The organism is Myroides sp. WP-1 (assembly GCF_014145635.1).
In the GTDB taxonomy this organism is placed as follows: Bacteria; Bacteroidota; Bacteroidia; order Flavobacteriales; family Flavobacteriaceae; genus Flavobacterium.
On record NZ_JACHTC010000012.1, the window covers coordinates 66248 to 92737 of the forward strand.

The 26490-nt window shown below is 36.5% G+C and carries 22 protein-coding genes and 1 pseudogene; 10 read left to right on the forward strand and 13 right to left on the reverse strand.

Annotated features, from left to right (window positions below):
• Positions 1–88: 88 nt before the first annotated feature.
• The 3 genes from H4K33_RS11510 to msrA form a co-directional block, all read right to left on the reverse strand.
• Positions 89–502 carry a hypothetical protein gene (locus H4K33_RS11510; protein WP_182649079.1) on the reverse strand — a complete coding sequence of 138 codons (414 nt, stop codon included), beginning with the start codon at positions 500–502 and terminating at the stop codon, positions 89–91.
• Between the two features lie 112 nt (positions 503–614).
• The gene (locus tag H4K33_RS11515) at positions 615–911 is read right to left on the reverse strand and encodes a hypothetical protein (protein WP_182649081.1); all 297 of its coding nucleotides are present in this window, start codon (positions 909–911) and stop codon (positions 615–617) included.
• A gap of 5 nt (positions 912–916) precedes the next feature.
• The gene (gene msrA, locus H4K33_RS11520; RefSeq protein WP_182649083.1) at positions 917–1450 is read right to left on the reverse strand and encodes a peptide-methionine (S)-S-oxide reductase MsrA; all 534 of its coding nucleotides are present in this window, start codon (positions 1448–1450) and stop codon (positions 917–919) included.
• Positions 1451–1598: 148 nt separating this feature from the next.
• On the opposite strand from msrA, the gene H4K33_RS11525 reads away from it, so the two are divergent.
• From H4K33_RS11525 to H4K33_RS11530, 3 genes and pseudogenes are all read left to right on the forward strand, one after another.
• Positions 1599–2261, forward strand: coding sequence for an ABC transporter ATP-binding protein (locus H4K33_RS11525; protein ID WP_182649085.1), 663 nt, complete (start codon positions 1599–1601; stop codon positions 2259–2261).
• Positions 2262–2271: 10 nt separating this feature from the next.
• A pseudogene (locus H4K33_RS16575) lies at positions 2272–2489 on the forward strand (GDCCVxC domain-containing (seleno)protein).
• 17 nt (positions 2490–2506) lie between these two features.
• A complete protein-coding gene (locus H4K33_RS11530) occupies positions 2507–3265 on the forward strand; it encodes a TIGR02757 family protein (RefSeq protein ID WP_182649087.1) in 759 nt (252 codons plus the stop codon).
• A 111-nt stretch (positions 3266–3376) separates the two neighbouring features.
• On the opposite strand, the gene H4K33_RS11535 is transcribed toward H4K33_RS11530, so the two are convergent.
• The 3 genes from H4K33_RS11535 to H4K33_RS11545 are packed head-to-tail and all read right to left on the reverse strand — an operon-like array spanning position 3377 to position 6898.
• Positions 3377–4294 carry a Ppx/GppA phosphatase family protein gene (locus H4K33_RS11535; protein ID WP_182649089.1) on the reverse strand — a complete coding sequence of 306 codons (918 nt, stop codon included), beginning with the start codon at positions 4292–4294 and terminating at the stop codon, positions 3377–3379.
• A 3-nt stretch (positions 4295–4297) separates the two neighbouring features.
• A complete protein-coding gene (gene ppk1, locus H4K33_RS11540) occupies positions 4298–6406 on the reverse strand; it encodes a polyphosphate kinase 1 (RefSeq protein ID WP_182649091.1) in 2109 nt (702 codons plus the stop codon).
• Between the two features lie 3 nt (positions 6407–6409).
• Entirely contained in the window at positions 6410–6898 is a 489-nt protein-coding gene (locus H4K33_RS11545) for a histidine phosphatase family protein (protein ID WP_182649093.1), read from the reverse strand.
• 163 nt (positions 6899–7061) lie between these two features.
• On the opposite strand from H4K33_RS11545, the gene H4K33_RS11550 reads away from it, so the two are divergent.
• Together H4K33_RS11550 and kdsA are read left to right on the forward strand one after the other, a co-directional pair.
• Positions 7062–7619, forward strand: a complete 558-nt coding sequence (locus H4K33_RS11550; RefSeq protein ID WP_182649095.1) for a DUF4199 domain-containing protein — start codon at positions 7062–7064, stop codon at positions 7617–7619.
• Between the two features lie 19 nt (positions 7620–7638).
• Entirely contained in the window at positions 7639–8457 is an 819-nt protein-coding gene (gene kdsA, locus H4K33_RS11555; protein WP_182649097.1) for a 3-deoxy-8-phosphooctulonate synthase, read from the forward strand.
• A 41-nt stretch (positions 8458–8498) separates the two neighbouring features.
• Here kdsA and H4K33_RS11560 read toward each other — a convergent pair whose 3' ends face one another.
• The 6 genes from H4K33_RS11560 to H4K33_RS11585 form a co-directional block, all read right to left on the reverse strand.
• On the reverse strand, positions 8499–10952 hold the full coding sequence (locus H4K33_RS11560) for a tetratricopeptide repeat protein (RefSeq protein ID WP_182649163.1): 2454 nt from the start codon (positions 10950–10952) through the stop codon (positions 8499–8501).
• A gap of 108 nt (positions 10953–11060) precedes the next feature.
• The gene (locus H4K33_RS11565; RefSeq protein ID WP_182649099.1) at positions 11061–11633 is read right to left on the reverse strand and encodes a hypothetical protein; all 573 of its coding nucleotides are present in this window, start codon (positions 11631–11633) and stop codon (positions 11061–11063) included.
• A gap of 174 nt (positions 11634–11807) precedes the next feature.
• The gene (locus tag H4K33_RS11570; RefSeq protein ID WP_182649100.1) at positions 11808–12746 is read right to left on the reverse strand and encodes a siderophore ABC transporter substrate-binding protein; all 939 of its coding nucleotides are present in this window, start codon (positions 12744–12746) and stop codon (positions 11808–11810) included.
• Between the two features lie 17 nt (positions 12747–12763).
• Entirely contained in the window at positions 12764–13522 is a 759-nt protein-coding gene (locus tag H4K33_RS11575; protein ID WP_182649102.1) for an ABC transporter ATP-binding protein, read from the reverse strand.
• Positions 13519–14466 (reverse strand): iron chelate uptake ABC transporter family permease subunit, encoded by a 948-nt coding sequence (locus tag H4K33_RS11580; RefSeq protein WP_182649104.1) that lies wholly within the window; start codon positions 14464–14466, stop codon positions 13519–13521. Before H4K33_RS11580 ends, H4K33_RS11575 begins: the two co-directional genes overlap by 4 nt.
• Positions 14459–15409 (reverse strand): ABC transporter permease, encoded by a 951-nt coding sequence (locus H4K33_RS11585; protein ID WP_182649106.1) that lies wholly within the window; start codon positions 15407–15409, stop codon positions 14459–14461. Before H4K33_RS11585 ends, H4K33_RS11580 begins: the two co-directional genes overlap by 8 nt.
• 337 nt (positions 15410–15746) lie before the next feature.
• Here H4K33_RS11585 and H4K33_RS11590 point away from each other — a divergent pair, with 337 nt between their 5' ends.
• Positions 15747–16607, forward strand: coding sequence for a hypothetical protein (locus H4K33_RS11590; protein WP_182649108.1), 861 nt, complete (start codon positions 15747–15749; stop codon positions 16605–16607).
• 185 nt (positions 16608–16792) lie between these two features.
• Positions 16793–17461 carry a spermidine synthase gene (locus H4K33_RS11595; RefSeq protein WP_182649110.1) on the forward strand — a complete coding sequence of 223 codons (669 nt, stop codon included), beginning with the start codon at positions 16793–16795 and terminating at the stop codon, positions 17459–17461.
• A gap of 60 nt (positions 17462–17521) precedes the next feature.
• Here H4K33_RS11595 and H4K33_RS11600 read toward each other — a convergent pair whose 3' ends face one another.
• Positions 17522–22657: a choice-of-anchor J domain-containing protein gene (locus H4K33_RS11600; RefSeq protein WP_182649112.1), complete on the reverse strand. Its 5136-nt coding sequence runs from the start codon at positions 22655–22657 to the stop codon at positions 17522–17524.
• A gap of 327 nt (positions 22658–22984) precedes the next feature.
• Here H4K33_RS11600 and H4K33_RS11605 point away from each other — a divergent pair, with 327 nt between their 5' ends.
• The 3 genes from H4K33_RS11605 to H4K33_RS11615 all read left to right on the forward strand — a co-directional run bounded on the left by H4K33_RS11605 (position 22985) and on the right by H4K33_RS11615 (position 26455).
• Positions 22985–24100, forward strand: coding sequence for a GNAT family N-acetyltransferase (locus tag H4K33_RS11605; RefSeq protein ID WP_182649114.1), 1116 nt, complete (start codon positions 22985–22987; stop codon positions 24098–24100).
• 838 nt (positions 24101–24938) lie between these two features.
• Positions 24939–25382 carry a GNAT family N-acetyltransferase gene (locus H4K33_RS11610; RefSeq protein ID WP_182649116.1) on the forward strand — a complete coding sequence of 148 codons (444 nt, stop codon included), beginning with the start codon at positions 24939–24941 and terminating at the stop codon, positions 25380–25382.
• Positions 25382–26455, forward strand: coding sequence for an alanine racemase (locus tag H4K33_RS11615; protein ID WP_182649118.1), 1074 nt, complete (start codon positions 25382–25384; stop codon positions 26453–26455). Before H4K33_RS11610 ends, H4K33_RS11615 begins: the two co-directional genes overlap by 1 nt.
• Positions 26456–26490 lie beyond the last annotated feature (35 nt).

Genomic DNA, 26490 nt, shown 5'->3' on the forward strand with positions numbered 1-26490 from the left:
ACTGATCACAGATAACCGATAACGAATAAAAAAAGAGAAGCTCTGATGAACTTCTCTCTTCTATATTATAAATGAAAGGATAACAATGTTAGAAATCGATTTTGGCAATTTTAAACTCATCTCCTCTTTTAATCAAATGAAATTTTTCAACAGCACCACTTTTTTCGTATTGAACATCATATTCAAACTCAAACTCTTTGATTTTTTCTTTTTTGTTTTCTTCTGTTAGGTCACCTTCTTTAAAAACAGCTTTCACGATATGTCCTAATTCGGCTTCTCTTTGTTTTAATTTAGCAAAAAAGTCAGCTTCTGTAGTTGTTTTAAAGAAATCTTCATCGAGATATTGTTTCAAATCATCATACTTTTCTTCCCCTAAATTATAATAGTACCATCCTATTAAAGTCTTCCCTGCATTCTCATCCCCCAACGCTCTACTGTTTTTTGTTTCTTTACAACTAACAAATAGAAAAACGCTACAAATAATCACAAATAAGTTTCTCATAAAAAATGTGGTTTATAGTTAATCAATCCTTTTTCACATCCTATCAGCTTGTAGGATGCACTTTAAAGTTAAGAAAACTTTATGATTTTAACAAAATAAAAAACAATTTTTATTAGAAACTTTTCTTCTGAAAATAATACGTGTAAACCCAAGTTAAGGTAAAAGTGGGTATAATATCTAATCCAGGTGAAATCTCTTCGATAAAATTAACAATTGCTCCGACTTTACCGACTTTACCAGGATACATTTTTGCGAGTATGAACGCGGAAACTGGTGCCCAAATCACATCGCTAAATTCTCCTAGAAAAGGCAATAAATAACTTGCCATTCCTATCAAATCAAGGAATAGACCTGTAATGAGTTGTCTTCTCTTTATTTGTTTTGCTTCTAGCTGTTCTTGTGGTGTCATCTTGCTTACTCTTTCAATTTTGAAGCGTAATTCTTTTTAAACTTTTCAACTTTGGGTTTTACAACCATTTGACAATACGGATTCTCCGTTCCTTTGCGTTCGAAGTAATTCTTGTGATAATCTTCTGCTACATAAAAAGTTGAAGCCTGACTTACTTGGGTAACAATAGGTTGATCAAATACTTTTTCATCGTTTAAGATTCCTATGTACTCTATTGCTGCTTGCTTTTGTCCTTCATCCAGATAAAAAATCTCACTTCTATATTGTGTACCTACATCTTCTCCTTGTCTATTTAAAGTCGTTGGGTTGTGCGTTGCAAAAAAGATCTCTAACAGTTCGGTATAGCTCACTTCATACTCGTTGTATGTAATCTCAACTGCTTCGGCATGTCCTGTTTCACCCGTACACACTTGTTCGTAAGTTGGATTGGCATTTTTACCACCAATATACCCTGGTAATACCTCTTCTACTCCTTTTAAACTCTTAAACACCGCTTCTGTACACCAGAAACACCCTCCTCCAAATATTGCTTTTTTCATGTATTGTCTACTTTTTTTATTCCCTGTTAATTCAGTCTAAGTTATTAATAATCGACGGAAGTCAATAATCATTTGAAATATTTTTCTATTTTTAATTTTTAATTGATTCAAAACATTGTTATTTTGTAATCGATCAAAAAACAAAGGTATGATACGAGCGACGAATATTAGAAAATCTTATGACCAATTGGAGGTTTTAAAAGGTGTTGATCTTCACATTAAGGAAAGAGAAATCATTTCTATTGTAGGAGCATCAGGTGCGGGCAAGACAACCCTTCTTCAAATCTTAGGTACATTAGACAAACCGACGATTCAACCCAACAGCTCGTTAATCATTAACGATACGGATGTATTGAAGCTCAATGACAAAGAAATCTCTAAATTTAGAAATCTAAATTTGGGATTCATCTTTCAATTTCACCAATTACTTCCTGAGTTTAACGCCTTAGAGAATGTTTGTATTCCGGCCTATATTGCAGGAAAAGACAAAAGAGAAACCGAACAAGAGGCGAAAAGACTACTAGACTATTTGGGGGTTTCTCATCGTATGGATCACTACCCTTCTGAGCTTTCAGGGGGTGAACAGCAACGCGTTGCTGTTGCTCGAGCCTTAATTAATAAACCCAAAGTCATCTTTGCGGATGAACCTTCAGGGAATTTAGATACCAAAACGGCAGAAAACTTGCACAACCTCTTCTTTCAATTGAGAGATGAGTTCAACCAAACTTTTGTGATTGTTACGCATAACGAAGAGTTAGCAGATATGGCTGATCGCAAGTTGGTTATGACTGATGGTTTGATTACTTCTTAGTAAGGTATCCATGACGTCTATCCTATTCTCTACCCTAACTTGTCCGAATTGTCAACATCAAGAACGAGAAGAAATGCCCACAACAGCTTGTCAATTCTTCTATGTGTGTGTAAATCTTGTCAGACACTCTTAAAACCCTTATAAGGTGATTGTTGCGTATTTTGCAGCAATGGAAATGTAAAATGTCCGCCGATTCTGCAGAACAATTCCTGTTGTTCCTCACAATAATTCGCTAGCTTTGTTAGATGAATCAAACAGAACTCAAAGAATTTTTAGACGAGAAAGTTTTACTGTACAACAATCCTTCTTTTATCGTGGATGATCCGGTACAGATTCCGCATTTATACACACAAAAAGAAGATATTGAAATTGCAGGTTTTCTAAGTGCAACCATTGCTTGGGGGAATCGGAAGATGATTATCAAGAATGCGCATAAAATGATGGATCTCATGGGAAATTCACCCTATGATTTTGTGATGAATCACAACGAAGACCACTTAGAGGCTTTGGACGGTTTTGTTCATCGTACCTTTAACAGCGTTGACTTCGCTACTTTTATTCAAGCGTTACAGCATATTTATCGCCATCACGGTGGACTAGAAAAGGTGTTTAGTACTTCCGATCTGCCACTACAAGAACGCATCTCTAAATTTAAAACGTTGTTTTTTGAGATTCAACATCAATCGCGTACACAAAAACACATTTCTGATCCGTTAAAAGGTTCGGCTGCAAAAAGGATTAACATGTACTTGAGGTGGATGGTCCGCAACGACAATGCTGGTGTAGATTTTGGTATCTGGAAAGGCGTATCTCCAAGTGAGCTTTCTTGCCCACTTGATGTACATTCAGGAAATATGGCACGTAAACTGGGTATGCTAAAACGAACACAAAACGATGCCAAAGCCCTAGTAGAGCTAGACACGGCTTTACGTGAATTAGATCCTGTTGATCCTGTGAAGTATGATTTTGCGCTATTTGGATTGGGCGCGATTGAGAAGTTTTGATGATATTTTACTCTTTGTTTTTAAAACTCATAAAAAACGCAAAGGCTATTGCACTTTGCGTTCTGTTTTTTATTTGTACTTATTTTTTGATACAGCAGCAAATACATTCAACTAATAAACAATAGTTTGGTATTCCAGCGGAATTTTACCGAAGTAAATCGCTTTGACAATGCCATCAGATACCCCTATTTTAGGAACGTAAATTTGTTTGGCTCCACTGGATTTCATCGCAAAACTGTAAATGCGCAACGCAGGAATAATTACATCGGCACGATCAGGATTTAACCCTAAAATGGCAATTCGCTCATCGTACGTCATTTCTGATAAACGAGTTAATTGCTGATTCAGATAACTATAAGTCAATGGTTTATCCTGACTTTTTCCAGACATCTTAAAAGCCTTATTGATATTTCCTCCTGATCCAATAACTATCAAATCATTAAGATTTTTAGTTTCTTCTTTGACCCAGCTTTGTATGTCATTCCACACGCTTTTAGAAACCATATCATTTAACAAACGCACGGTTCCGTTGCGGAAAGATTTAGAGGCTATAGGCTCTCCTTCTTTAAAAATGGTAAACTCCGAACTTCCCCCGCCAACGTCCACAAACATGACATTCTTCGTTTGGTTGATGAAGTTTTTTAAATCCGTCGATGCGATAATCATCGCTTCTTTCTCTCCATCAATGATGTTAATTTTTATTTTCGATGCTGCTAAAACGGCTTCTGCTACTTCTTGTCCATTATCTGCTTCCCGCATGGCACTTGTTGCACAGGCCATAAAGCGATCTACCTTATTGACGCGCATCAACAAATAAAATGCTTGCATCGCCTCAATCATGCGTTGTTTTGATTCGATGCTAATTTCGCCTTGTGTAAAAACATCTTGCCCCAAACGAATGGGAACGCGAATTAATGAACTCTTATTGAAAACAGGATCTTTACCTTTGGCTTCCACAATATTCATAATCAACAAGCGCATGGCATTGGATCCGATATCGATGGCTGCATATTTCTTTATTTTTAGCATGTATTATCCTTTAAGTTTGTTCTTGTAATAACGGTACATTTCCTTTTGCGATTGGAAATCCGCTTCCCCTTCTCTCTTTCTATATTTATTGGATAGATCTCCCGATTGAATACGCGTTTTAATATTGCCCTTCCACCCGATTTCAAAGGTTTCGATCAATTCTTGTTTGATGCGATCATCGTAAATCGGACAGGTAACTTCAACGCGTTCATCTAAGTTACGCGTCATAAAATCAGCAGAAGAAATATACACTTCTGGATTGTTGTTGTTTCCAAAAATATAAATGCGCGAATGCTCTAAGAATCGATCCACCACGCTAATGGCTTCGATATTTTCACTCATTCCAGGAATTCCAGGAACTAAGCAGCAAATACCGCGAATGATCAGCTGTATTTTCACTCCAACATTACTCGCTTCATACAGGCGATCTACCATTCTCAAATCGGATAAGCTGTTCATTTTCAGTCGAATTGACGCGGGCAATCCATTTTTGGCATTGCGTATCTCACGATCGATTAATTTATTAAATCCTGATCGAGTATAATGTGGGGATACGAGAAGGTCTTTGTACTTGTGTACGCGATAATTCACTTGCAAAAATTCAAAAACCTTAGATACCTCTTTCATAATCTGATTGTGAGAGGTTAATAGGGTTACATCGGTGTATATTTTTGCTGAACTTTCATTGAAGTTTCCAGTCGAAACGAATCCGTAGCGTTTAATCTTTTTATTTTCCAATCGCTCAATCACACAGATTTTACTGTGTACTTTCAATCCCTTTACGCCAAAGATCAACTGCACTCCTTCTGACTGCATTAATTCTGAATAGTAAATATTACTTGCTTCATCAAAACGCGCTTGTAACTCGATTTGTGCAATTACTTTTTTCCCGTTCTTTACCGCATTGATTAGCGAGCTAATAATTTGTGAGTTTTTAGCCAAGCGATAAAGCGTAATTTTGATCGACAGTACTTGTGGATCTAAAGCTGCTTCTCGCAACAAACGCACGAGATAAGAAAACGATTGATAAGGCGTATAGATCAAGTAATCGCGTTTTTGCAACTGCTGGATGATACTATCTTCCATATCCAGCCCTACAACAGCAGCGGGAATCTGTTTGGGATAGGTTAAATCCGAACGCCCTAATGTCGGAAAACTCATATAATCCCGACGATTGTGATAGCGTCCGCCTGGGATAATACTATCATTCATCTCAATTTCAACATTTTCAAGGAGATATTCCAACAAATCTTGGTCCATTTCCTGATCGTATACAAAACGCACAATTTCTCCTTCTTTACGATCTCTAACTCCACTCGATATCTTTTCTACAAACGACTTGTGAAGATCTGTGTCTACCCCTAATTCAGCATCTCGGGTAATTTTAATCATAAACGCGTTTTCCGCTTTATAATCAAAAATACTAAAGATTGACGCCAAATTATAGCGAATAATATCGTCGATCATAATGATGTATTTTTTATCATCATCTGATGGCAATTCGACAAATCGATTGACAATATTGGGAATTTCAATAATGGCATATCTCGTTCTCTTTTCTCTTTTATTGGCTTTGCTTCGCTTTGAACGCAATTCCTCATCGACTTCGAGCTTCACTGCCAAATAGCCATGGGTATCTCTCAACAAAGGAAAAGGTGCTAAATCACTGAGAATAACAGTAACTAAATCATGAGATAGCGTATGTAAAAAGTGATCTTTGACAAAAGCTTTTTGCTTGTCATTGATTGTTTTTTCATTTAATATAAAAATCTTTTCTGCTTCTAGCTGTTTTTCAATTTCAGCCAAAATGCGTAAACTTTCATTTTGTAGGACAATTACGCGATTGGTAATTTCCTTCAATAAATCTTTCACTACAACACCACTGCCCAATCGGCGGTTGCTTTCACCTGTTAACACCATACGTCGGATCGTAGCGTAACGCACCCGGAAGAACTCATCTAAATTATTGGAAAAAATTCCGATAAAACGCAATCGTTCGAGTAAAGGGACTGTTACATCACCTGCTTCTTGTAAAACTCTTTCGTTAAAAGCCAACCAGCTTTTCTCACGATCAACATAATAATATTTTGGTGTTACAGTAGTTGTATTCATTTTTTATTTTAAATCTCTAGGAAAAACTTTACTTATTACAGTTCCGTTTTTAATTTCTTTCCATTCATCTTGGGGGAAGTCCATCACGACTACTCCCGATGTGGGTACGTTATCAATCGAAACCATACCAAATTTATTAACAAAATCTGTGATAGCATCATTATGTCCGAAAATAATCAGTGCATTATGCGTATTTTCACATTTTTTTATCGTTCGTGCCAATTTCTTGACGTCGAAAGTATAAATATCTTCTTTTTCAATGACATAAGTCGGATTGATATCGAGATTTTGACAAAAGATAGCAGCGGTTTGTTGTGCGCGTTTTGCCGTACTGGTCCAAACAATGAATCGTTCAGGCAAAAGAGATCCTATGGCATGAGAAACCAACAGGGCATCTTGCACTCCTCTATCTTTGGAGATGGGTCTATTTTTATCTTCTGCAATAGTGTCCCAACACGATTTGGCATGTCTAATTAAAATAAGGGTTTTCATAACTAATTATTTTTTTTACTAAATTAAATGATAATTTAGTGGTTGTTTTATTTTATTTTCTCATTCTTCTTATTAAATCTAAGGAAAATAATTATAAAAAAATATATTTTAACCTATAAAATAAAAACTTTACTTTTGAAGTATTATATTTTAAGCTCATACAATGAAAAAATTCTCTATTGAATTCAAATGGGCGGCTTTGGCAACCTTAGCGGCTCTAGTTTGGATGTTTATAGGAAAATCAATGGGATTTCACACGGAAAAGGTGCGTTTTGAAGTACTGCATGAAATGCTATTTAGTTTTTTACTCTTTATTTTTTACTGGTTGGGAATTCGCCAAAAAAAGCGTGAATACTACAATAACGTCATTCAATGGCAACAGGCTTTTATGACAGGGTTAGTGTTATGCGTAATGATTACCCTTTTCTTCCCTATCATTCAATTCATCACATTCAATCAAGTGAGTCCGCATTTTATGGAGACGCTAGAACAAGCCTTGATTAATGAAGCGAAAATGACACCTGAAGAGGCCTTACAAAACGCTTCTTTTGACTTATTTTTAAGAAATGGAGTGATGAATAATCTCTCATTTGGTATTATCTTTACTACTATAATTTCGTACTTTTTAAAAACAAAGAATTACGATCAAGTAAAAGCTGCTGCACAAAAGCCTGAAATGGTTAAAGTGAAGAAGCAAAAAGGTAAAACAAAAAGAAAATAACACTAATACAAACTCAACTATGGATATCCGAAATATACCGCTAATAAAAAACACAGAAGCTGATAATTTCTTTTTATTAGCTGGGCCTTGTGCCATTGAAAGTGAAGAAATGGCCATGCGCATTGCAGAGCACATTATCAAAGTAACGGACAAGCTTCAAATTCCCTACGTATTTAAAGGGTCTTTCAAAAAGGCAAATCGCTCGAGAATCGACAGTTTTACGGGAATTGGAGATGAAAAAGCATTGAAAATTTTAGCCAAAGTAGGAAAAGAATTTGGTGTACCAACTGTTACTGATATTCACGAATCTTCTGATGCGGCTTTAGCTGCTGAATACGTTGATATTTTACAAATCCCTGCTTTTTTAGTGCGCCAGACAGATTTAGTTGTCGCAGCAGCCAATACAGGTAAAGTAGTCAACTTAAAGAAAGGACAATTCATGAGTCCTGAGAGTATGAAACACGCGGTTCAAAAAGTATTGGATTGCCACAACGAAAGTGTAATGGTTACGGATAGAGGAACCATGTTTGGCTACCAAGATATGATTGTTGACTATCGTGGCATTCCTGCTATGAAACAATTTGCAACGACTGTGCTAGATATTACACACTCCCTACAACAACCCAACCAATCAAGCGGGGTAACAGGTGGTCGACCGGATTTGATCGAAACTGTTGCCAAAGCGGGAATTGCTGTAGGTGTTGATGGAATCTTTTTAGAAACGCACTTCAATCCTGCTGAAGCGAAGAGTGATGGAGCAAATATGTTACACCTCGATCACTTCGAAAATTTAATGACGAAATTAGTTGCTATTAGACAAACGGTTCGCCAGTTCTAATACACTTCATACAAAAAAGAGGATGCAAATGCATCCTCTTTTTATTTTACTTCTATTTCATTAGCCTCTGCATAAGCTAGAATTCGCTGATAATCCTCGGCATTCTCAAACTTCGGATGCTCTTTGTAGTAGTATACCAAACGCTCTACTGCATAAAAATAACTAGAATGCGCCAAAGCTTGTTCGTAGTGGGCTACCGCTTTCTTTTCACTTGATTTAACTCCATACCCATGATCATATAAAATACCGTAATAAATGTGAATATACGGTTGGTATTTATTGCGTTTCAAATACTTCAATACCTGATCAAACTCACTTCTTTGGTAGTAAATTTCAATGAGATTTTGAGCATAACTACCATAATACTTTTCTGATAACAGATAATAAGACAAGGCTTTATCATAATCTTGAACAACGTGTTGTCCGTAGAAATACAAATCTCCTAAGTTTTGATTCGCCCATACACATCCCAATTCAACGGCTTTTTCGTATGCTTGGATCATTGCCTCAAAATCATAGGCATAACCTATTGCATTTTGGTATAAATAACCAATGGTATTCCATGCATCTGCATAATCTAATTTGGCTGCAGATTCAAGATATTCAATTCCTTTAGGGATATCCGTCCACTGATTTTCATCGGTAAGAATAAACCCCAATTCATACTGCATACGCGGATCTTTTCGCGTGGCACCAATAGTAAAATACCTCACGACCTCCTCCCATTCTTCTCGATCTCTTGCGGCAATACCTCGGTGGTACAGGGTATCTGAATCAAAGCACTCTTCGTATCCAGCACCCATGCGCGTCACCCACGCTTCATAAAAAGAAGTAAAGAAACTCAAATCTGTTCCTCTTATGTTATAGCGTTGTTCGTACAACATCCCCATTTGTGCTTTATCAATTTCAAGACAATGTCCTTCGTAATCCAAATAATACATCACTGTATCTTTAAACAAGCACGCTCGTTGGGTATAATGATCTAAAGGTTGACTAATGTAGGTATATACTTCGCTCAAATAATGTGTTTCACTATTGTAGTATCTCATGCCTTGTTTTTGAAAAACGAGGAGATATTCGCAATTTAAATGCTCTATTTTACTATGCTCTTCATGTGGTTCAATCAACCAACAATCAGTTGCTGCTTGGTATAAACCACAACCTTTATTGGTTTGAATTACATACACATCTGGCATATAATTGCACAAATACTTGGCGTGAATCTTGTTAATCGATTGATTCGTCAGGCGAAGAGTTTGCGTTTTACAATCAAACAGCTTCCACTGTTTATTCGTTTTGAAAGCAAAAGAAGTATAGTTTGAGAACACAAGCATTTGATCAATATCTTCAAGTATTGTCTGTCCTTTGGGGTTAATTACACTACTCTTTTTTTGGTATTTATTGGGTTTAATCCAATAGCAATCCAACGGTAATTCTTCCAAAACATCTTCGGGAAATTCTCCGAGAAATTGTCCTGTTAACGTATAGTATTTGCATTTAGCAGTTCCCTCTTGTTTGGTGAAAAACTTTATGGGATAGTCTAAGTCAAAAGGAAAAACACTTGCTTCTGTTACGATGTTCTTTCCTTTGTAATCTACTACTTGATATTGTCCATTTTGCAACACATTGTAATACTGATCATAGAGTTGCTCTACTTCGTCATACTCAGGTGCAATTGCCCATTGTTGGGTATCTAAATTCAGTAAACCCGTTTTCTCTCCTACACAAACGATCCCTACTTTAGTGTCATGGACACTATAGGCGTCAAAAGCATTCTCGTATTGTGGAGGTACAATAAGTCTTCCCTGATCGGTGATATATCCATATTTACCTCCCTGTTCTACAACAGCAATATAAACCTCACTAAAGGCATAAATTACATTGTACAGTGCCGGTGCTAGTATTTTTCCATTTTTGTCTTTTAGTCCTTGGAGGTTACCTTCATTAAAAACAACACTGCGCGATTGCTTAACAACAGTCTCTTCCCAATAACCTAAGCCAAAATTAACCCAATCGTGTTGTAGTGCATCTAGGAAAGATTCATAACCTGAAGCGGTAATAATCGAATCTAATTGAGATAAATCTTGGTTCTCAATAGCCCCTTCATACAACGCCCATTTCTCAATTATTTCTTCTACCCATTGTTTGGCTTGTTCTTTGGGTTTTTCTTCATTCATTGTATATACGTCACTTGCATCAACGTAGAACGTATCATAAGGAAGATCAAAGAGAAACTCAAACATCAGAGACACCGCATCCGAAAAGGATTTATTGTCTTGTAACTGATAGGTTTCGGTCAATAAATCATAGAAGAGACTCAAGCGATTAACACCCTCAACCTTGTCAAAATAGAGGGCTTTTCCTTTGGTTTTGGGATTGGCAGACAACAAAGGAAACAACAAATCAGGAATGACATAATTCCACTCTCCTAGATAGCCGGAGTGTGTTTGATGGGTTTCAGAGTCTATATTGTAAATGTAGATGCGATGTGCCATAGCTTTATTTTCAGTCAAAAATAAAGCGAACGTCATGTTAAAAAAACAACTGGAGCATAAAAAGTAAAAAAATCACTAGAAATGGGTAGTATTCTTGCCGTGTCTCTCCTATTTCAATTTAATTTCTTTGATCAAGGCATTCATCGGAACTACTTTTACTTCTTCTCCTTGGAGTAAGAAGATATAGTCGGCAGTTTTGCCGATTAAAATTCCCTCGGTACGACTATTATCTGCATAGGTAACTCCGATCAAATCTTGATTGACCATTGCGCGTTTATAGCGTTTGGCATAAACATCGGCTCCTAAGAACAGATATAAAACAAAAAGCAGTATTCCCATACTCAGTTTTTGTTTGGTGTACCACTTCCCTGGATCCAAGTTAAACATCCATTTGGCATACGAGCTAGGGTGTTTTTTCTGCCAAAACACATCCACTCGATAGATGAGAACCGTTAAAAGGATGGTTCCCAAAGTAAATAGTAAAATCATAAAGTCACCGAATGGTGCAATCAGGAAATCAAATAGACCTGCGTAATCAAAAACATTGATATCGAACAGAATAAATTTCTTGTAGTTAAACAACATACCGATACCTACAGCCACTAAGTAAGCGATAGTCAAAAGTGTCTGAACATCTTTAAACAAACGCTTTAATATAGTATTAGTGAATTGATCGTCCATAAGCAAAAAGATAATGCTAGAAAAAGTTAATATGCATTGATTTCCTCTGCTAATGTAAAGAAAAAACAGCTAGTTTTAACCTTGTATTTAGACAAAAAATAGCACAAAAAAAACGAGCAAGTACACCCTGTGCACTCACTCGTTTCACTGATTTAAAATTAACAACAACTTTACTTATTTTGTCACAGCTTGTTCTACTTCGTCAATCATCATCTTGATTGATTTTAGACCACCTCCTGATAAATACCATGTTTCAGGATTTAAGAAGATGATTTTATCGTTTTTATACGCGTTTGTTTGTTGTACTAATGCATTTGAAAACTCTTCTTTACTCAATGTAGCGCGTTTGATCGCTGCTCCTCTATCGATAACAAAAATGTAATCGGGATTCAACTCTTTAATAAGTTCGTTAGAAATAACTTGACCATGTGTAGCTACTTCGATGTTTTCATCTGCTGGTTTTACTCCAAATACATCGTGAATAATTCCAAAACGAGATCCTTTACCATACGAGCTCATGCGACCTTCGTTTGCTAATACGATTAAACCTTTTTTATCTGAATTTTCAGTAATAGCTTTAATTTTAGCAATACGAGCATCAATGTCTTTCAATTCCTTTTCAACCTGCTCTTCTTTGCCAAATAATTGCCCGATAATACGTTGATTTTTCTTGAATGAATTCATGTAATCTTTAGCATCGACATCTAAATTAATTGTTGGAGCGATCTTTTTGAACTCATCATACATTGAAGCCGTACGACCAGAAATAATGATTAATTCGGTATCAGCAGCATTTACTTTCTCTGCGTTAGGTTCTTTAATTCCACCTACATTATCATATTCACTTGCGTTAAATTTTTCTAAGTACTTCGGTAAATTTGATCCAGGCACTCCTTTTACTGGAATTCCCAACTCGTCAAATGTATCCAATATACCATAGGTTAACACCACTGGATTTTTTGGGTTAACATGTACTTCAGAAGTTCCGGATAAATGATCTACAGTAACTACTGTAGCTTCCGTTGTTGAACTCTTTTCTTCATTTTTTGTTTCCTTACATGAAACAAACAAAAAAGTTGCTGCAGCAAGGCAGCTAATCATAAATTTACTCATAACGATGGTTTTATAAATTATTTAAAATAGACACAAATTTTGTGGTCTCCGTTATCGATAATTTTCATATCAATATCAAAAACATCTTTCATTTTTTCTTCGGTAATCACTTCGTTGGTTGGTCCGAAATAGAGAATTTGATGGTTCTTTACAGCGGCAATATAATCCGCATAAGCAGCTGCATAGTTGATATCGTGAACCACGATGACAATGGTTTTTTGGTACTTATCTGCTAATTCGCGCAATGTTTTCATAATTTCGACAGAGTGTTTCATATCTAGATTATTCAGGGGTTCATCTAACAAGATATACTCCGTATCTTGTGCTAAAACCATAGCGAGAAACGCGCGTTGTCGCTGTCCTCCACTGAGTTCATCAATAAACTGATCTTCAATTTCTTTTAACCCCATAAAAGCAATACTCTCTTCTATTTTTTCACGGTCTTCTTTTTTCAATCGTCCCTTAGAATGTGGGAAACGACCAAAAGACACCAACTCTTTAATAGTCAGACGAATATTGGGGCTATTGCTTTGTTTAAGAATAGCCAAGCGTTGAGCAAAATCCTCATGTGTATAGCTTAATACTTCTTTGTTTAGCAAATTAATTTCTCCTTTGTCACGGGATACTAAACGACTAATAATCGATAATAAGGTGCTTTTTCCTGTTCCATTGCCTCCGATAAAACACGATATTTTTCCTTTGGGAAAGCTTACACATACCTGATTTAAGATCAGTTTCTCTCCATATGATTTGGATACTTGATTGACTTGAATCATACTTTATTACTTTTTAACAGCAAGTAGATGAAATAAATTCCTCCTACGAAATTGATAATAATACTTACTGTAGTTGTCAGATTAAATAAATGTTCGACCAAATACTGCGCACCGATAACGGTTACCGACGTCAATAGACAACAGGTAAACACGAGTAAGGCATGGTTATTTTTCTTCACCAATTCATAAGTTAGATTGGCTACTAAAAGGCCTAAAAAGGTAATGGGACCAACTAATGCTGTTGATACCGCGACCATGATCGAAATAAAAATTAGATTGGCGCGAACCACTTTGTGGTAATTGACCCCCAAACTAATTGCGTGTTCTCGTCCTAAACTAAGGACATCGAGCTGTTTAAAATAGCGAATACCATACAGCATGGTTGCAACCAATATCACGGCTGCAATACCCAAAATTTTCAAATTAATGCGTTCAAAAGAGGCAAACATTGCGTTTTGAATGATGCTAAATTCATTAGGATCAATGAGCAGCATAATAAACGACGCTCCACTTTTGAACAAGGTTCCAATTAGAAGCCCCACGAGTAGCAGGGTATATAAGCCTTTACTTTCGCGTTTAAATACCGCAAAATACATCACAACAGCGAAGACCATCATCAAGCTTACAGACAAAACGAAATTCCATTCTGAGCCCAATACTTGAAACGTGCGATCTCCATACCAAAAAACAATTAACGATTGCAACAGCAAGAAAAAAGAATCAAATCCCATGATAGAAGGCGTTAAAATTCGATTTGCTGTGATGGTTTGAAAGACTATAGAGGAATAAGCAATTCCGAAAGACACGAGTAGCATTGCCAAAACCTTAAAACCACGTCGAGGTAAAACATAGTCTAATTTAGCTCCAGTAAACGTGAACATATATATTGCAATACTAAGGAGTAAGGCGGCAATCAACAGGATTACTAATTTAGTTTTAGGCATGTTTTGTCTTTTTTAAAATTAGATATAAGAACACTATACCTCCAACAATGCTCACGGTAAGTCCGATGGGTATTTCATAAGGCGCAATCAACGAACGACTAATCAAATCACAAACCAACAAGAAAATAGCACCTACTAAGGCGGTATAACTGATCGTTTTGCGTAGGTTATCGCCGAAGATCAGACTTACTACATTGGGTACGATCAACCCTAAAAAAGGAATCACCCCTGCCGTGAGTACCACCACTGTAGAAGTGATTGAAACAAACACCAACCCCACATACATGATGCGCTTGGGATTCAACCCTAAACTTGTAGCTGTATCTTCTCCTAAGCCTACAATAGTAAATTTGTTCGCATATAAATAGCATAAAACAACCACTAAAACACCGAGATATAGTATTTCATAATTTCCCTTTAGTATAGAAGAGAAGTCTCCCATCATCCACCCATCCATATTTTGAACGAGATTGTAGCGAAAGGCAAAAAAGGTGGCAATAGCACTTAAAATATTCCCAAACACAATACCGATCAAGGGAATAAAAATGACATTTTGCACCTTGATCTTACTTGCTAAACGCAGAAAAACAATACTGGCAATTAATGCTATGGTGAAAGACAAGATCGTTTTGAAGATAATTCCTCCGTTGGGAAATAGAATCATGCTAAACAAGATTCCCATTTTACATGCATCAAGCGTACCCATTGTCGTTGGAGAGACAAATTTATTCAATGAAATTTGCTGTACGATTAATCCTGCAATACTCATCCCCACCCCTGCAATTAACACAGCAACTGTTCGAGGTACACGACTAACGAAAATCACGAGTAGTTCATCCTGATCCAAGCGATGTAAATCAAAAATGGAAATATCTTTTACACCCACAAAAATGGATAAAAAAGAGAGTATCATCAATAAAATAACTAAGCCAATTCTTAGCATAAAACACCTTATTTTTATTTAGAATAAAATTAAATAAGAGCAAATATATAAAACTAGAGGGAGTAGAAAAAAATAAATTTGCTTTCTTTTTAGGAAAGAGAACCTTTAAAATTCCCATATTTTCAACAGCTTAGCCCATAAATCCGAAAGCCTTAAACTTTCCGATCGATCTTGCAGAAAACTCAAACATCCTTATGCAAATACCAAGAATACCGCAATTCGATTATTTTTAGCATTCGTGTCTAAAAAGCGATAAGAGCACTACAAATACCCAATCTGAATTAACTTTATTTTATCTTAATAAATTAGTTAGCTTTGACATTCATAAAAACAAACGATGTATAAAATAACTCAATTAATGGGCTTAGCTAGTCTTTTACTTTTAGGTAGCTGTAGCTCAGACGATTCAAGACCAGGTTCCGACCCTACGTCCAAACATTATGTATTAAAGCAAGTAAATACTATCTATTACGCTGTTGAAAGTGATGCCACCGGCAATCATACCAGTAGTACAGAAACAAGACAAGTATCTTATAATTTCTACTATACTGATTCTAATCAATTAGATTCTATTCGCAGAGATAGCCATGTTTTCAAGACGGGAGTACCAACTATGCCTATTCCTCATGGCGTAAAATATCAACTAAATGAAAGTCTTGATTTGATTTCTTATGAAGTAAAAGACAAGGATTATCCTATTACGAATCATACGTTTACCTATGATAATGGATTAGTTAAGAATTACAAGGTATCAGATATTGACCTCGGTTTTTACGAGCATCAACTCGAGTATAATTCAAACAAACAATTTGTAAAATCGCATAGCACGAATATGACAAGTGGAGCTGAATTTGAGGTTAACTATTCGTACAATACAAAAGGAGAGCTAGTTCAGCTAACAAACACGTCCAATTATACAGTTAACTTTACCTATGACAAGGGTAAAAATCCGTTCTATTCTTTACCTTTTGACTTAACGACGCTTATATTTCACGATCTTTACTACATACCAATTACGTATGCCTTTCCGCATAATATCAATAGTTATAAAATTGGGAAAGAACCAGCATTCACCTTTGATTATACCTATAATGAAGATCATTTTCCGATAAAAACAACAATATACAAGGGAGCAAAAACCAAAAGCAATTTGCATATGGCCATCCATTACGACTATCATATTGTTCCTTCTATTTAAATAGGTTACAACGGTTTGCGTAGCAAACAACAAAAATAGACATCCCTATATCGGGATGTTTTTTTGTGGAATACCGCAAGAGAAATACCTCAATTTAAACAGCAATTGCAATCTTGAGATTAAACTCGCAATTGTTCACCATAATTTTCCTGTATATTTGTATATATTGAGAAGAAAAAGAAAATATGCTAAAAAAGTGGTTGAGTTATCTCACGCCTGTACCTGTTAAGAAGGTCCGTTCCAATATCAATTCAAAACTAGAAGTAACTTGGCAAAAAGGGCAGTTGGTTTTAGACACAAAAAACACCAATTATTCGTATGGTCAATTGGAACAAGTTTTTAAACGGGGATTAAAGTTTATAGGGTATTCTAAGATTAAGGCGATGAACCAAGTATTGAACTTGGGTTTAGGAGCAGGAAGTACGGTTCACTTGCTTCGCGATGAAATCAATTTTACGGGAGCCATCACGAGCATTGAACTAGACGATACTATTTTATTTGTTGCTCGCAAATACTTCAATCTCGATCGATATAATGACAAGCACGAGATCATTCAAATGGATGCTTTTGAATATATGCTAACTTGTCAAGAACAATATGATTTAATTATCATTGATATTTTTCAAGATAGCTATATGCCTTCTTTTCTCTTCGAACAGTATTTTGTCAATCACCTTCAACAATGTTTAGCTGTAAATGGTTTTATCATTTTTAATACGATTGTTTTGACAGAAGATGATAAAGAACGCAATGAGAAATTCAAGGCACTATTCGATCCGCTAGAGTTTTCAGTCCGATCGATGCCTTCCTCCTTAACACACAATGATTTACTCACTATCAAGCGACTGGTCTAAAATAAAAAAAATCCAACGTGTAACACGTTGGATTTTTTTGTATTTCTTACATTTTTTTGTCTAATAGTTTAGTTGCAACCATCCTGTACGTTGCTTACCGTGAGCAATAAGAATGTAATAATAGGTTCCCGAGGGCAGTTTATTACCTGATTTATCTTGTCCTGCAAATTGATTGGTATACCCTTGTCCATGCGTATAAACCTCAAGTCCATGACGATTAAAAATTTGTATTTTAGATACGCCATATCCCGATAAATCAAAGGTATCGTTAAGTCCATCACCATTGGGAGAAATTCCTTTCGGCAAAGGACAGTCTTCATAAGCAATGCTAAAAGAACTTTCATCCGCACAATAAACAGATGCAGATCCTCTCTTAGCATAAATATATACCGTCATCGGCATCATTATTTCCATTCCCTCGTGCAGCTCAACTCCTCCTCCATTTGGTGCAGTAAAATAGCGATTCCCTTCAGACAACTGAGGTAAAATGAAGTTTTCACACGAAACCACAACATCCTCTATTTGATCTGCTTGGATGGGTTCATGAACAACAAGAGTAAAAGAAGTTTCATTTTCACAATTGTTATCTCCTTTTCTATACACATATAACTTTGATGAGCCATAAACTTCATAAACAGCACCGGGATCATATGCGGTTCCTTGTCCTTTTGTTTGAGTAAAATATCGTTCCCCTTCTTGCAAAGCAGGTAAAATATAACTCCCACATACCTCAACATTTTTCAAACGCGTTACTTCGATAAGTGGCAAACGAATCAGTTGGAAGCTACTTACATGAAAACAACCCGTTTCGACACTTGTTACCTTGACGTAAATTTTAGTTGAGGACAAGATCTCAACTTCATCCGATAAAGGTGTTATAAAATCCGCATCTGCATAAAAATCAACTGTATAACGATTATTTATTCCTCCATCTAAACTCGTTAAAATGGTTTGTCTTTTATCTGCAATATTCACGCGAATTGGGCGATTTACATTTTCTATGGTGCTACAAATTAATTGATCTTCTAATTCAGGTACTTCAAAATCATCTTTTACGAAATTAAAAATACGCTCCACCACGAGTTCTTTTCCTTGACAACTTTGATATACTGCTCTGGCCGTATAGTTGACAGATTCAGTTACAGTTACCTCAATTTCTTGGTCTTTAGAAAAGAATGCCCCATCTCTGTACCAGTTAAAATTCACAGTAGATTCGCCATTGGGAACAAAACGCCAAGCTTCATTTGATGCATTCCAGCTTCCCGTATTTCTATTAACCCCTCCCTCTTCACCAGGAAAGTGCGCACGTGTACCATCTTCATTCTGAATCCCGATTAACCCGCTACTTCTGTTGTGAGTCGATCCGAAATCTTGAGCAACAGGTCTATTTTTTACGTGTACTTCAATAACATTGGTTCCTTCAAACAAGACAATTTGAGAAGTTTGAGTTGATCCCTCCACATCGTCCGGATTGTGGTGTCTTCCAAACAAACCTAAGTGATAGATATTAAAGACCAAAGCTCTACACGGAAATGTTCCTAAAATCTGATAGTTAATCGAGTAATCCTCTGGTGAATAATTCGGATCAAGATCTTGCATTACCCCAAAGATAGCGTTGACAAAAGGCGCTTCCGTATTAGTAGGTTGAAAGGGAATGGGTTGCCAAAAACTCCACGGACTATGTGCCTCTGGAGCATAGCGTCCTCCTTCTACCTCTCCCGCAATACTAAAAGTAATTGCGCCATTGGTTGTAATTAGTATTTTATCATAGGTCTTGCCAAAAAAACAAAAATCAAATCCTAAATTAATGGTATTAGACCAGTAATCATCTCTTGTTAAATCAATCATATCTCCGCCATAAAATGGGAAAGGAGGATTGTAATCAATAGCTTCTACGCGATAGGAATCTGTTGTTTTAACATCGAAGTAATTCGCTTCCAATTTGCGCTTTACAGGACCATCTTCACAAATGATATATTGGTTTGATTCGGAAGGGGGAATACCCTCAATTCCTCCTTGTAAATCCGCACAACTATCCGGTACAAAATACGAGTATTTAGTTGGTCCTACCCAAACAGATTGACGTTCTCCATTTTCATCCAAACAGATTGTTCGCACGTAATAAACATAATAGCGTCCGGCTTCTACATTTTCTAGCAAAAGGGTCGGTTCATTTACCACAATACCCGTTGTAGTGGCTGTTGGTTCAGGAGTTCCTTGTTCAGCTATGTACACTTCCCACTGTGTTTCTTCCTGTTGAGCTTCCCAAGACAATCGAATATTAGACGTATAACGAACAAGTTCTGCTTTCGGATTGCGTGCACTCAAACAAGTAGGTACACTTACCTTAAAATTGTCTATAGCCGCCGGTGATTGTTCTCCATTACTAGCATTATTCACCCATTCGAAAACCAAGCGAATGACTTCTCCTCGATTTTCACTTACATCTAAAATAGCTATCGCCTTTTTCCATCCCTCTGATTTGGCATAATAAGGTCTGCCTATCACCACATTCTCCTCCGATAACTGAATGGGTGTTCCTTCACTTAGGTTTGCTGTTAAAGGCACTTTCACCAATCTAAAATAGTCTTTGGGATTGTTTCTCGACAATTCTCCCTGAACTTGATAATCGTATTCAATCCTGAGCTCAAGAGCATCTTCGGGAACTAAAATATCTCTATAAGCGTGTGAAACAGAAGCTTGGGTAATTTCATAATGGTTGCGTAATCCCAAATCAGAAGAAACATAGAGCGACTGTCTACTGGCATTACCTGTTGCTCCACCGACCTCCCATTTATTTTTGGCAGTGAGTGTTGTTGTCCATTGTTTATTATTTTCAAAATCATCTGTTAACGGTAAAACCCCCGGATTTTGTAAGCTTGCAAAATCAATAGCATCTTGCCAAAAACTTTTTTGCGTTGAACTACAAGCTGAGCGCACCCAAACATAATAGCGAGTATTCGGTGTTAAGTTGGTCAAAACAAAAGGGGAAGTTACTCCGCTATACGTTGGCGTTACAGTATCTGAAGGTCTTGCATTTTCCGTAGAAACATAGAGATCATAGGTGGTTACATCAGGGGCATTGGTCCAACTCATCTGTGCTGTTGTTTGGGTAATTGCACTTACTTCAATAGCTGTTGGTCGTGCGCAATGCATGACATTCACGTACAAATTATCTATGGCTGCAGGGGGTTGTACACCTCTGCTACTATCATTTTGCCATTCAAAAAGCAAGCGCATAGGTTGATTGGCAAAAGCAGCCACAGGCGCATAAAGTCGGATCTGCTTAAAATCTGGAGATAGATAAAATGAATTCGCATCCAATTGAATGCCTGAAGTAGCTAGTGCATTTACTTTTACACCACTTGTAGGCACATAATTTGTGGGAACCAACCACACTTTAAAGAAATCTTTTTTCTCTTCTCCAACATTTTTCCAATCCATCTGTACTAGAAGTTCTTGTCCTCCAGCAGGAATAAAAATATCTTTATAAACATGAGACGTTTGTTTTTCATTCAATGTGTACTGGTAATTATCATTTCCATTGGTAATATGAAGGGCTTGATTACGCCCATTATGAGGGGCTGATCCGATCATCCAATGATTCCTTGTATCATTACTAAATTCAAAAACAGGCTGATTTTCGAAATTCTCTTCATACGGCAAAGAAGCCACTACCATAGGCGATCTAAATTGCACAGGACCTGCCCAAGGTGAATACACTGCCTCATCTACACCATTAACCTGGCATTTGGCGCGTACATAAACTTCATAATCCGTTGAAACGGCAAGATTTTCCATCGTGTATTGAGGTTGACTGACGAGAACCCCTCCTCCTGTTGGTCTTCCACTACGGGGTGCTTGTACCACTACTTCCCACTGTGTTTCAGTTCCTTCTGTTGACCAATGTACTTCATTTGAAACTACATTTACCCCAAGCGGGATAGGACATAATGGAATATCCTCTACAGTAACTTGACTGACTGCTAATGCCCATCCATTAAGTTGACCTGGAGGTACATGCCAAGCAATTGTTACCTCTCCAGATATTCCCTCTCCATTTGCGTCTACTAAATCTACTACACTTTCTCTATACTGTGTATGACTATACGCTGTTGTAGGGACAAGCACGGTTGTAAAATTGTTTATCGCGGTACCATTTCGAGATAAAACAACTCGAAATTCATTGGGTAAATCCTCTGATTGTACGCGATATGTATAACGTAAGCGCTGATTTCCAGTTAATCGTATCGGTGGAGTCATCAACCAATCATCGTTGTTACCTCTCGCGCCATTCGTGTGAATGACAGCCGCTTCAATTTGCGTGTTGGTCTCCGTAATTTCGTTATAGACAAAGTCCGTTGCAAACTTCCAAAGTCGAAAATCATTGTTGTTATTGACAATAGTCCAACAACTTCTTGTTCTAGACAAACTCGAAAAATCTTCTGTAAAAGGCAGTGTTGTTATAGTTGGGCAAGCCACTGCTTCAATTTTCAAATTGCGGACAGCAGCGGGCTTGGTTGGCCATCCAATTGCCCCATTGGTCCATTCAAAAATCAATTTTACTTCTTGTCCCATCAGGGCTCCTAATTGTACCGTTTTAGTTTCATGGCGCAAACGTCCATTTTCTACATATTGGCCATTATTAATCGTAAATCCACCACTACTTTCTACTGAAATAGGCTGATCAGCAACAGGTATAAACGAACTAGGAACCAACCACACTCGCATATAATCCATAGGAACCGATTCTAAAGTAACCCAATTGGTATCCGCGTAACCCTCACTAATCCAATCAAAACTTAAGGTAATTTCTTCGATACCAGCAGGTAATTGAAACGTTTTATGAGCATGAGACACCGCTGCAGCGCCAAAAGAATACGTAAACCCACCTGGCGTATCACTCAAATATAGTCCTTGTGCTGCCTCTCCTTCACTTAAAAATTCTTGTGGAAAACCTGCATACCACTTATTAACTGACGAGTTGACTAAAGTCCACCCTTCCGCGTTGTTTTCAAAGTTGTCTTGCAATACAACACTAGCCATTGGATCATTAGTTTCATTCCTTGTATGGATAAGAGAACTATTTCTTTTCGCATCACTTAACGCTCCATACAGAGTAGCCGACAAAGTCACGGTTGGAACAGCTAAAAGCATAGCCAAAGTCCACTTGTTTAACCGCCTTAGATTAATCATAGATTATCAAAATTAATTTTAACGAGTCTAAATTAATCTAAATTCTAAAATTGCTTTTTTACTTTCATTGCTTATATCGGAAAGAGAATCGCGCAAAAAAACAAATACCATTATTTTTAATCAGTTTAAATAAATATTAAATACAACTTTTTAAGATCCTTACAAATAAAATGAAGTTGTGTTAAATCTCAATATTTAACATTTATAGGTAAAGTCTCCCCTTGCCTTTACTGCCTGTCCATACTAATTTATAGCGGATAAAAACGCGATAACAGCATAAAATTTAGTATTTTTAGCGAGATTTTTTTAGATTTTAATTCAACCGCAATGATCGAAGTTAAACAAGCGATTACCAAAAAGGAGATAAAGGAGTTCGTTCAATTTCCTTTCACCTTATACAAAGACAATCCCTACTGGGTTCCTTCTATTATCAAAGAAGAAGTAAAGAGTTTTGATTCCTCTAACGATATTTTTAAAACAGTTGCTGTACGCTTTTTTCTTGCGTATAAAAACAACAAAGTAGTAGGTCGAATTGCATGTTGTATTAATTGGACAGAAGTAAAAGATTTGCACAAACCCAAAGTTCGATTTGGGTGGTTTGATTTTATAGATGATCTCGAAGTAAGCCGTGCATTATTAGCAGAAGTAGAAAAATTTGGTCAAGCCCATGAAATGAAATACATGGAAGGTCCAATGGGCTTTTCTAATATGGACAAAGCAGGTATGCTAACTAAGGGTTTTGATCGTTTGGCAACAATGATTGGCTTATACAACTACGAGTATTATCCACAACATTTAGCTTCACTTGGTTTTAAACCCGAAGCAGAATGGTTAGAATACAGCTTAGACATCACAGCATTTGACGAAGAAAAGATCACCAAGATGTCTCAAATGGTTCAACAGCGCTATCACGTTAAACCACTAGAATTCAAAACAACTAAAGAGCTAATGCCCTATGTTGATGAAATGTTTGCTTTGTTAAACAAAACGTATGCAGATTTGCAGAGTTTTGTGCCTATTGAGCCTTTTCAAATTGAACATTACAAAAAGAAATACCTACAGTTTATTCATCCGGATTTCATTTCTTGTGTGATGGATGAAAACCATAAAATGATTGCTTTTGCCATCACAATGCCTTCTTTTTCAAAGGCCTTCCAGAAAACAAAGGGCAAATTATTTCCCTTTGGCTTCATTCATCTATTGCAAGCCATGAAGAATAATAATCGCGCTGAATATTATCTCATAGGGATTGATCCCGAATTTAGAAACAAAGGAGTTACAGCAATTATCTTTGAAGAGATCTACGCGTGTTTTACGAAGCATAAAATTCAACATATTGAAACCAATCCTCTACTTGTAGAAAACTTAAAAATTCAACAGTTGTGGAAGCATTTGAATCCAGAGATTCACAAAGAACGAAAAACGTATAGAAAAGATATTTAATAGCACAAATAACGTTGATTCTGTGTTTTACATCCCGAATAAGGTTGACTATTTTGTAAACCTAAACTTCAGTAGTGAAAACACCGCAATTACGCATAGCTTGATTGACCTTAAAAAAGATGCAACTAAGCGTAGAATTATTATTCATTCTTGTACCGTCAAAGCAGTACTCAACCTAGTTCGTTCGGGATGTGTCCATAGTGTGTCCATAGTGAGTCCATTAAAACGATATTTTTAATAGACTCACTATGGACTCACCATAAAGGCAAGTTAGACTCATATCGAACAAAACTTATCTCTTATTGGTTCTGATACGAGCAATCGATTATGCGTTGTATTGTGAACGTCCCTAAATACAGTTAACCGTTTTTTAAACCTTAGCTTCACTATTACTGGTTTATATAAAGTGCGCGGTTCAAAATCCATTATTTACAAATTTAAGAGGAACCATTTTTCTTATTGAGTTATAAAATCTTTTATCGTTGGATTGATTGACAGTTTGTTGTAAAAAACAAAGGCTGAACCCAAGGTATACAAGGCATTCCATTAATTTCACTTTTCACAGTTTCATTGAATAATTCTCAATTAAACACAAATAAAAACTCGATTAATTCTAAAAAACTTGCGAGAAACCCTTGTTTTTTGTACTTTTATGCTTTAACCCTTTTATTTTACAATTTTCAACTATTGTATTGGGGTATCCTAAGGTTAATCTACCGTTTCGAATTATAGTTGTATTTTATGCAATCGTTATCTTTCAGTTTTTGATACTGATCTCTTATAATTTACTTGGTTTTTACTTCGGTACTCCCCTGCATGGTTGTAAAAAACAAATCACATGATTCAAATAGAAAAAAAGAATTCAGACAGTCCCGTCACCCCAGAACAAGTCACACAGTATGTAAATTTCTTATTTGAGCACCTTGAACAATATGGAGATGCGAAAGAAGATATTGCCAAAGCCCTTGATTATGCGTTAGGACGAAACAACAAACCTGGAGGTTTACTTGCCATTGCGAAAGAAGGTGAGCAAATAGTTGGGATCACTGTTGTTTTACATACCCTAATGGAAGGATTTATACCTGAACATATTTTGGTTTACATTGCTACAGATCAAACACAAAGGGGAAAGGGAATTGGAGGAAAACTCATCGATAGCGTTAAAACAGCTCTATCGGGTTCTATTGCCTTACACGTAGACTTTAACAATCCGGCGCAAAATCTATATGAGCGTAAGGGATTCGAGAAAAAGTATATAGAAATGAGACTAAACAACAAGTAATGGCTTATATCACTCTAAATAAGACAAAATTAAAACACAATTTCAATTTACTTCAAACGCTATTCGACAATGAAGGAATTACTTGGGCTGTAGTAGGAAAACTGCTCTGTGGTAATTCGTTATTTTTAGAACAAGTATTAGCGCTAAAACCCAAACAAATATGCGATTCTAGGGTTTCAAATCTAAAGAGTATCAAGCTAATTGATCCGACAATTGAAACCATCTACATCAAACCTGCTCCTAACGGCAGCATTGATGAAATCGTTGAATATGCAGATATTAGTTTTAATACAGAACTGGAGACGATTAAACTTTTATCTCAAGAAGCAGTCAGGCAAAATAAGCGACATAAAATCATCATCATGGTTGAGTTAGGAGAGCTTAGAGAAGGTGTTTTGCGCGAAGATCTCATTTCTTTTTACGAGAAAGTATTTAGCTTACCTCACATTGAAATTATAGGCTTAGGAACCAATTTAACGTGTATGTATGGTATATTGCCCAACAACGATAAGTTGATTCAACTCAGTTTATATAAAGAAGTACTCGAGTTGAAATTTGACAAGAAATTGCCCCTTATCTCAGGTGGAGCATCTGTTACGATTCCCTTAATCACGAATAATCAATTGCCGAAAGCGATCAATCACTTTCGCATTGGCGAAACGCTTTTTATGGGAACAAATGCCTATGATGGTAGCCAATATGACGAATACGAGCAAAATATTTTTAAACTGCATGCAGAAATTATTGAACTTCATGAAAAACCGATGATGCCTAGTGGTGAAACGGGGATCAACATGACAGGAGAAAAGATTGCCTTTGACCCTGCATGGGAACATGTAACAAAGTTTAGGGCCATTATCGATTTAGGTTTACTCGACATTGATATGGAACACTTCTTCCCTGTTAATCCCAAGCACCAACTCGTTGGATCTAGTTCAGATATGATGGTCATTGATTTAGATGCTAACCCAGAACAACTCAAAGTAGGAGATACCATTTCTTTTCACATGGATTACATGGGAATCCTCCGCTTAATGAACTCTGATTATGTTGAAAAAAAAGTAATCGAATAAAAAAAGGAGAAGCATGTGCTTCTCCTTTTTATTTG

Bases quoted from the DNA above. Each gene is read 5' to 3' on its own strand.
- ppk1 (WP_182649091.1), bottom strand. From the start codon at position 6,406: ATGAATACAACTACTGTAACACCAAAATATTATTATGTTGATCGTGAG.
- H4K33_RS11565 (WP_182649099.1), bottom strand. From the start codon at position 11,633: ATGGACGATCAATTCACTAATACTATATTAAAGCGTTTGTTTAAAGAT.
- H4K33_RS11605 (WP_182649114.1), top strand. From the start codon at position 22,985: ATGATCGAAGTTAAACAAGCGATTACCAAAAAGGAGATAAAGGAGTTC.
- H4K33_RS11525 (WP_182649085.1), top strand. From the start codon at position 1,599: ATGATACGAGCGACGAATATTAGAAAATCTTATGACCAATTGGAGGTT.
- H4K33_RS11575 (WP_182649102.1), bottom strand. From the start codon at position 13,522: ATGATTCAAGTCAATCAAGTATCCAAATCATATGGAGAGAAACTGATC.
- H4K33_RS11550 (WP_182649095.1), top strand. From the start codon at position 7,062: ATGAAAAAATTCTCTATTGAATTCAAATGGGCGGCTTTGGCAACCTTA.
- H4K33_RS11530 (WP_182649087.1), top strand. From the start codon at position 2,507: ATGAATCAAACAGAACTCAAAGAATTTTTAGACGAGAAAGTTTTACTG.
- msrA (WP_182649083.1), bottom strand. From the start codon at position 1,450: ATGAAAAAAGCAATATTTGGAGGAGGGTGTTTCTGGTGTACAGAAGCG.
- H4K33_RS11610 (WP_182649116.1), top strand. From the start codon at position 24,939: ATGATTCAAATAGAAAAAAAGAATTCAGACAGTCCCGTCACCCCAGAA.
- H4K33_RS11590 (WP_182649108.1), top strand. From the start codon at position 15,747: ATGTATAAAATAACTCAATTAATGGGCTTAGCTAGTCTTTTACTTTTA.
- H4K33_RS11615 (WP_182649118.1), top strand. From the start codon at position 25,382: ATGGCTTATATCACTCTAAATAAGACAAAATTAAAACACAATTTCAAT.
- H4K33_RS11580 (WP_182649104.1), bottom strand. From the start codon at position 14,466: ATGCCTAAAACTAAATTAGTAATCCTGTTGATTGCCGCCTTACTCCTT.
- H4K33_RS11585 (WP_182649106.1), bottom strand. From the start codon at position 15,409: ATGCTAAGAATTGGCTTAGTTATTTTATTGATGATACTCTCTTTTTTA.
- H4K33_RS11535 (WP_182649089.1), bottom strand. From the start codon at position 4,294: ATGCTAAAAATAAAGAAATATGCAGCCATCGATATCGGATCCAATGCC.
- kdsA (WP_182649097.1), top strand. From the start codon at position 7,639: ATGGATATCCGAAATATACCGCTAATAAAAAACACAGAAGCTGATAAT.
- H4K33_RS11600 (WP_182649112.1), bottom strand. From the start codon at position 22,657: ATGATTAATCTAAGGCGGTTAAACAAGTGGACTTTGGCTATGCTTTTA.
- H4K33_RS11510 (WP_182649079.1), bottom strand. From the start codon at position 502: ATGAGAAACTTATTTGTGATTATTTGTAGCGTTTTTCTATTTGTTAGT.
- H4K33_RS11570 (WP_182649100.1), bottom strand. From the start codon at position 12,746: ATGAGTAAATTTATGATTAGCTGCCTTGCTGCAGCAACTTTTTTGTTT.
- H4K33_RS11515 (WP_182649081.1), bottom strand. From the start codon at position 911: ATGACACCACAAGAACAGCTAGAAGCAAAACAAATAAAGAGAAGACAA.
- H4K33_RS11545 (WP_182649093.1), bottom strand. From the start codon at position 6,898: ATGAAAACCCTTATTTTAATTAGACATGCCAAATCGTGTTGGGACACT.
- H4K33_RS11595 (WP_182649110.1), top strand. From the start codon at position 16,793: ATGCTAAAAAAGTGGTTGAGTTATCTCACGCCTGTACCTGTTAAGAAG.
- H4K33_RS11560 (WP_182649163.1), bottom strand. From the start codon at position 10,952: ATGGCACATCGCATCTACATTTACAATATAGACTCTGAAACCCATCAA.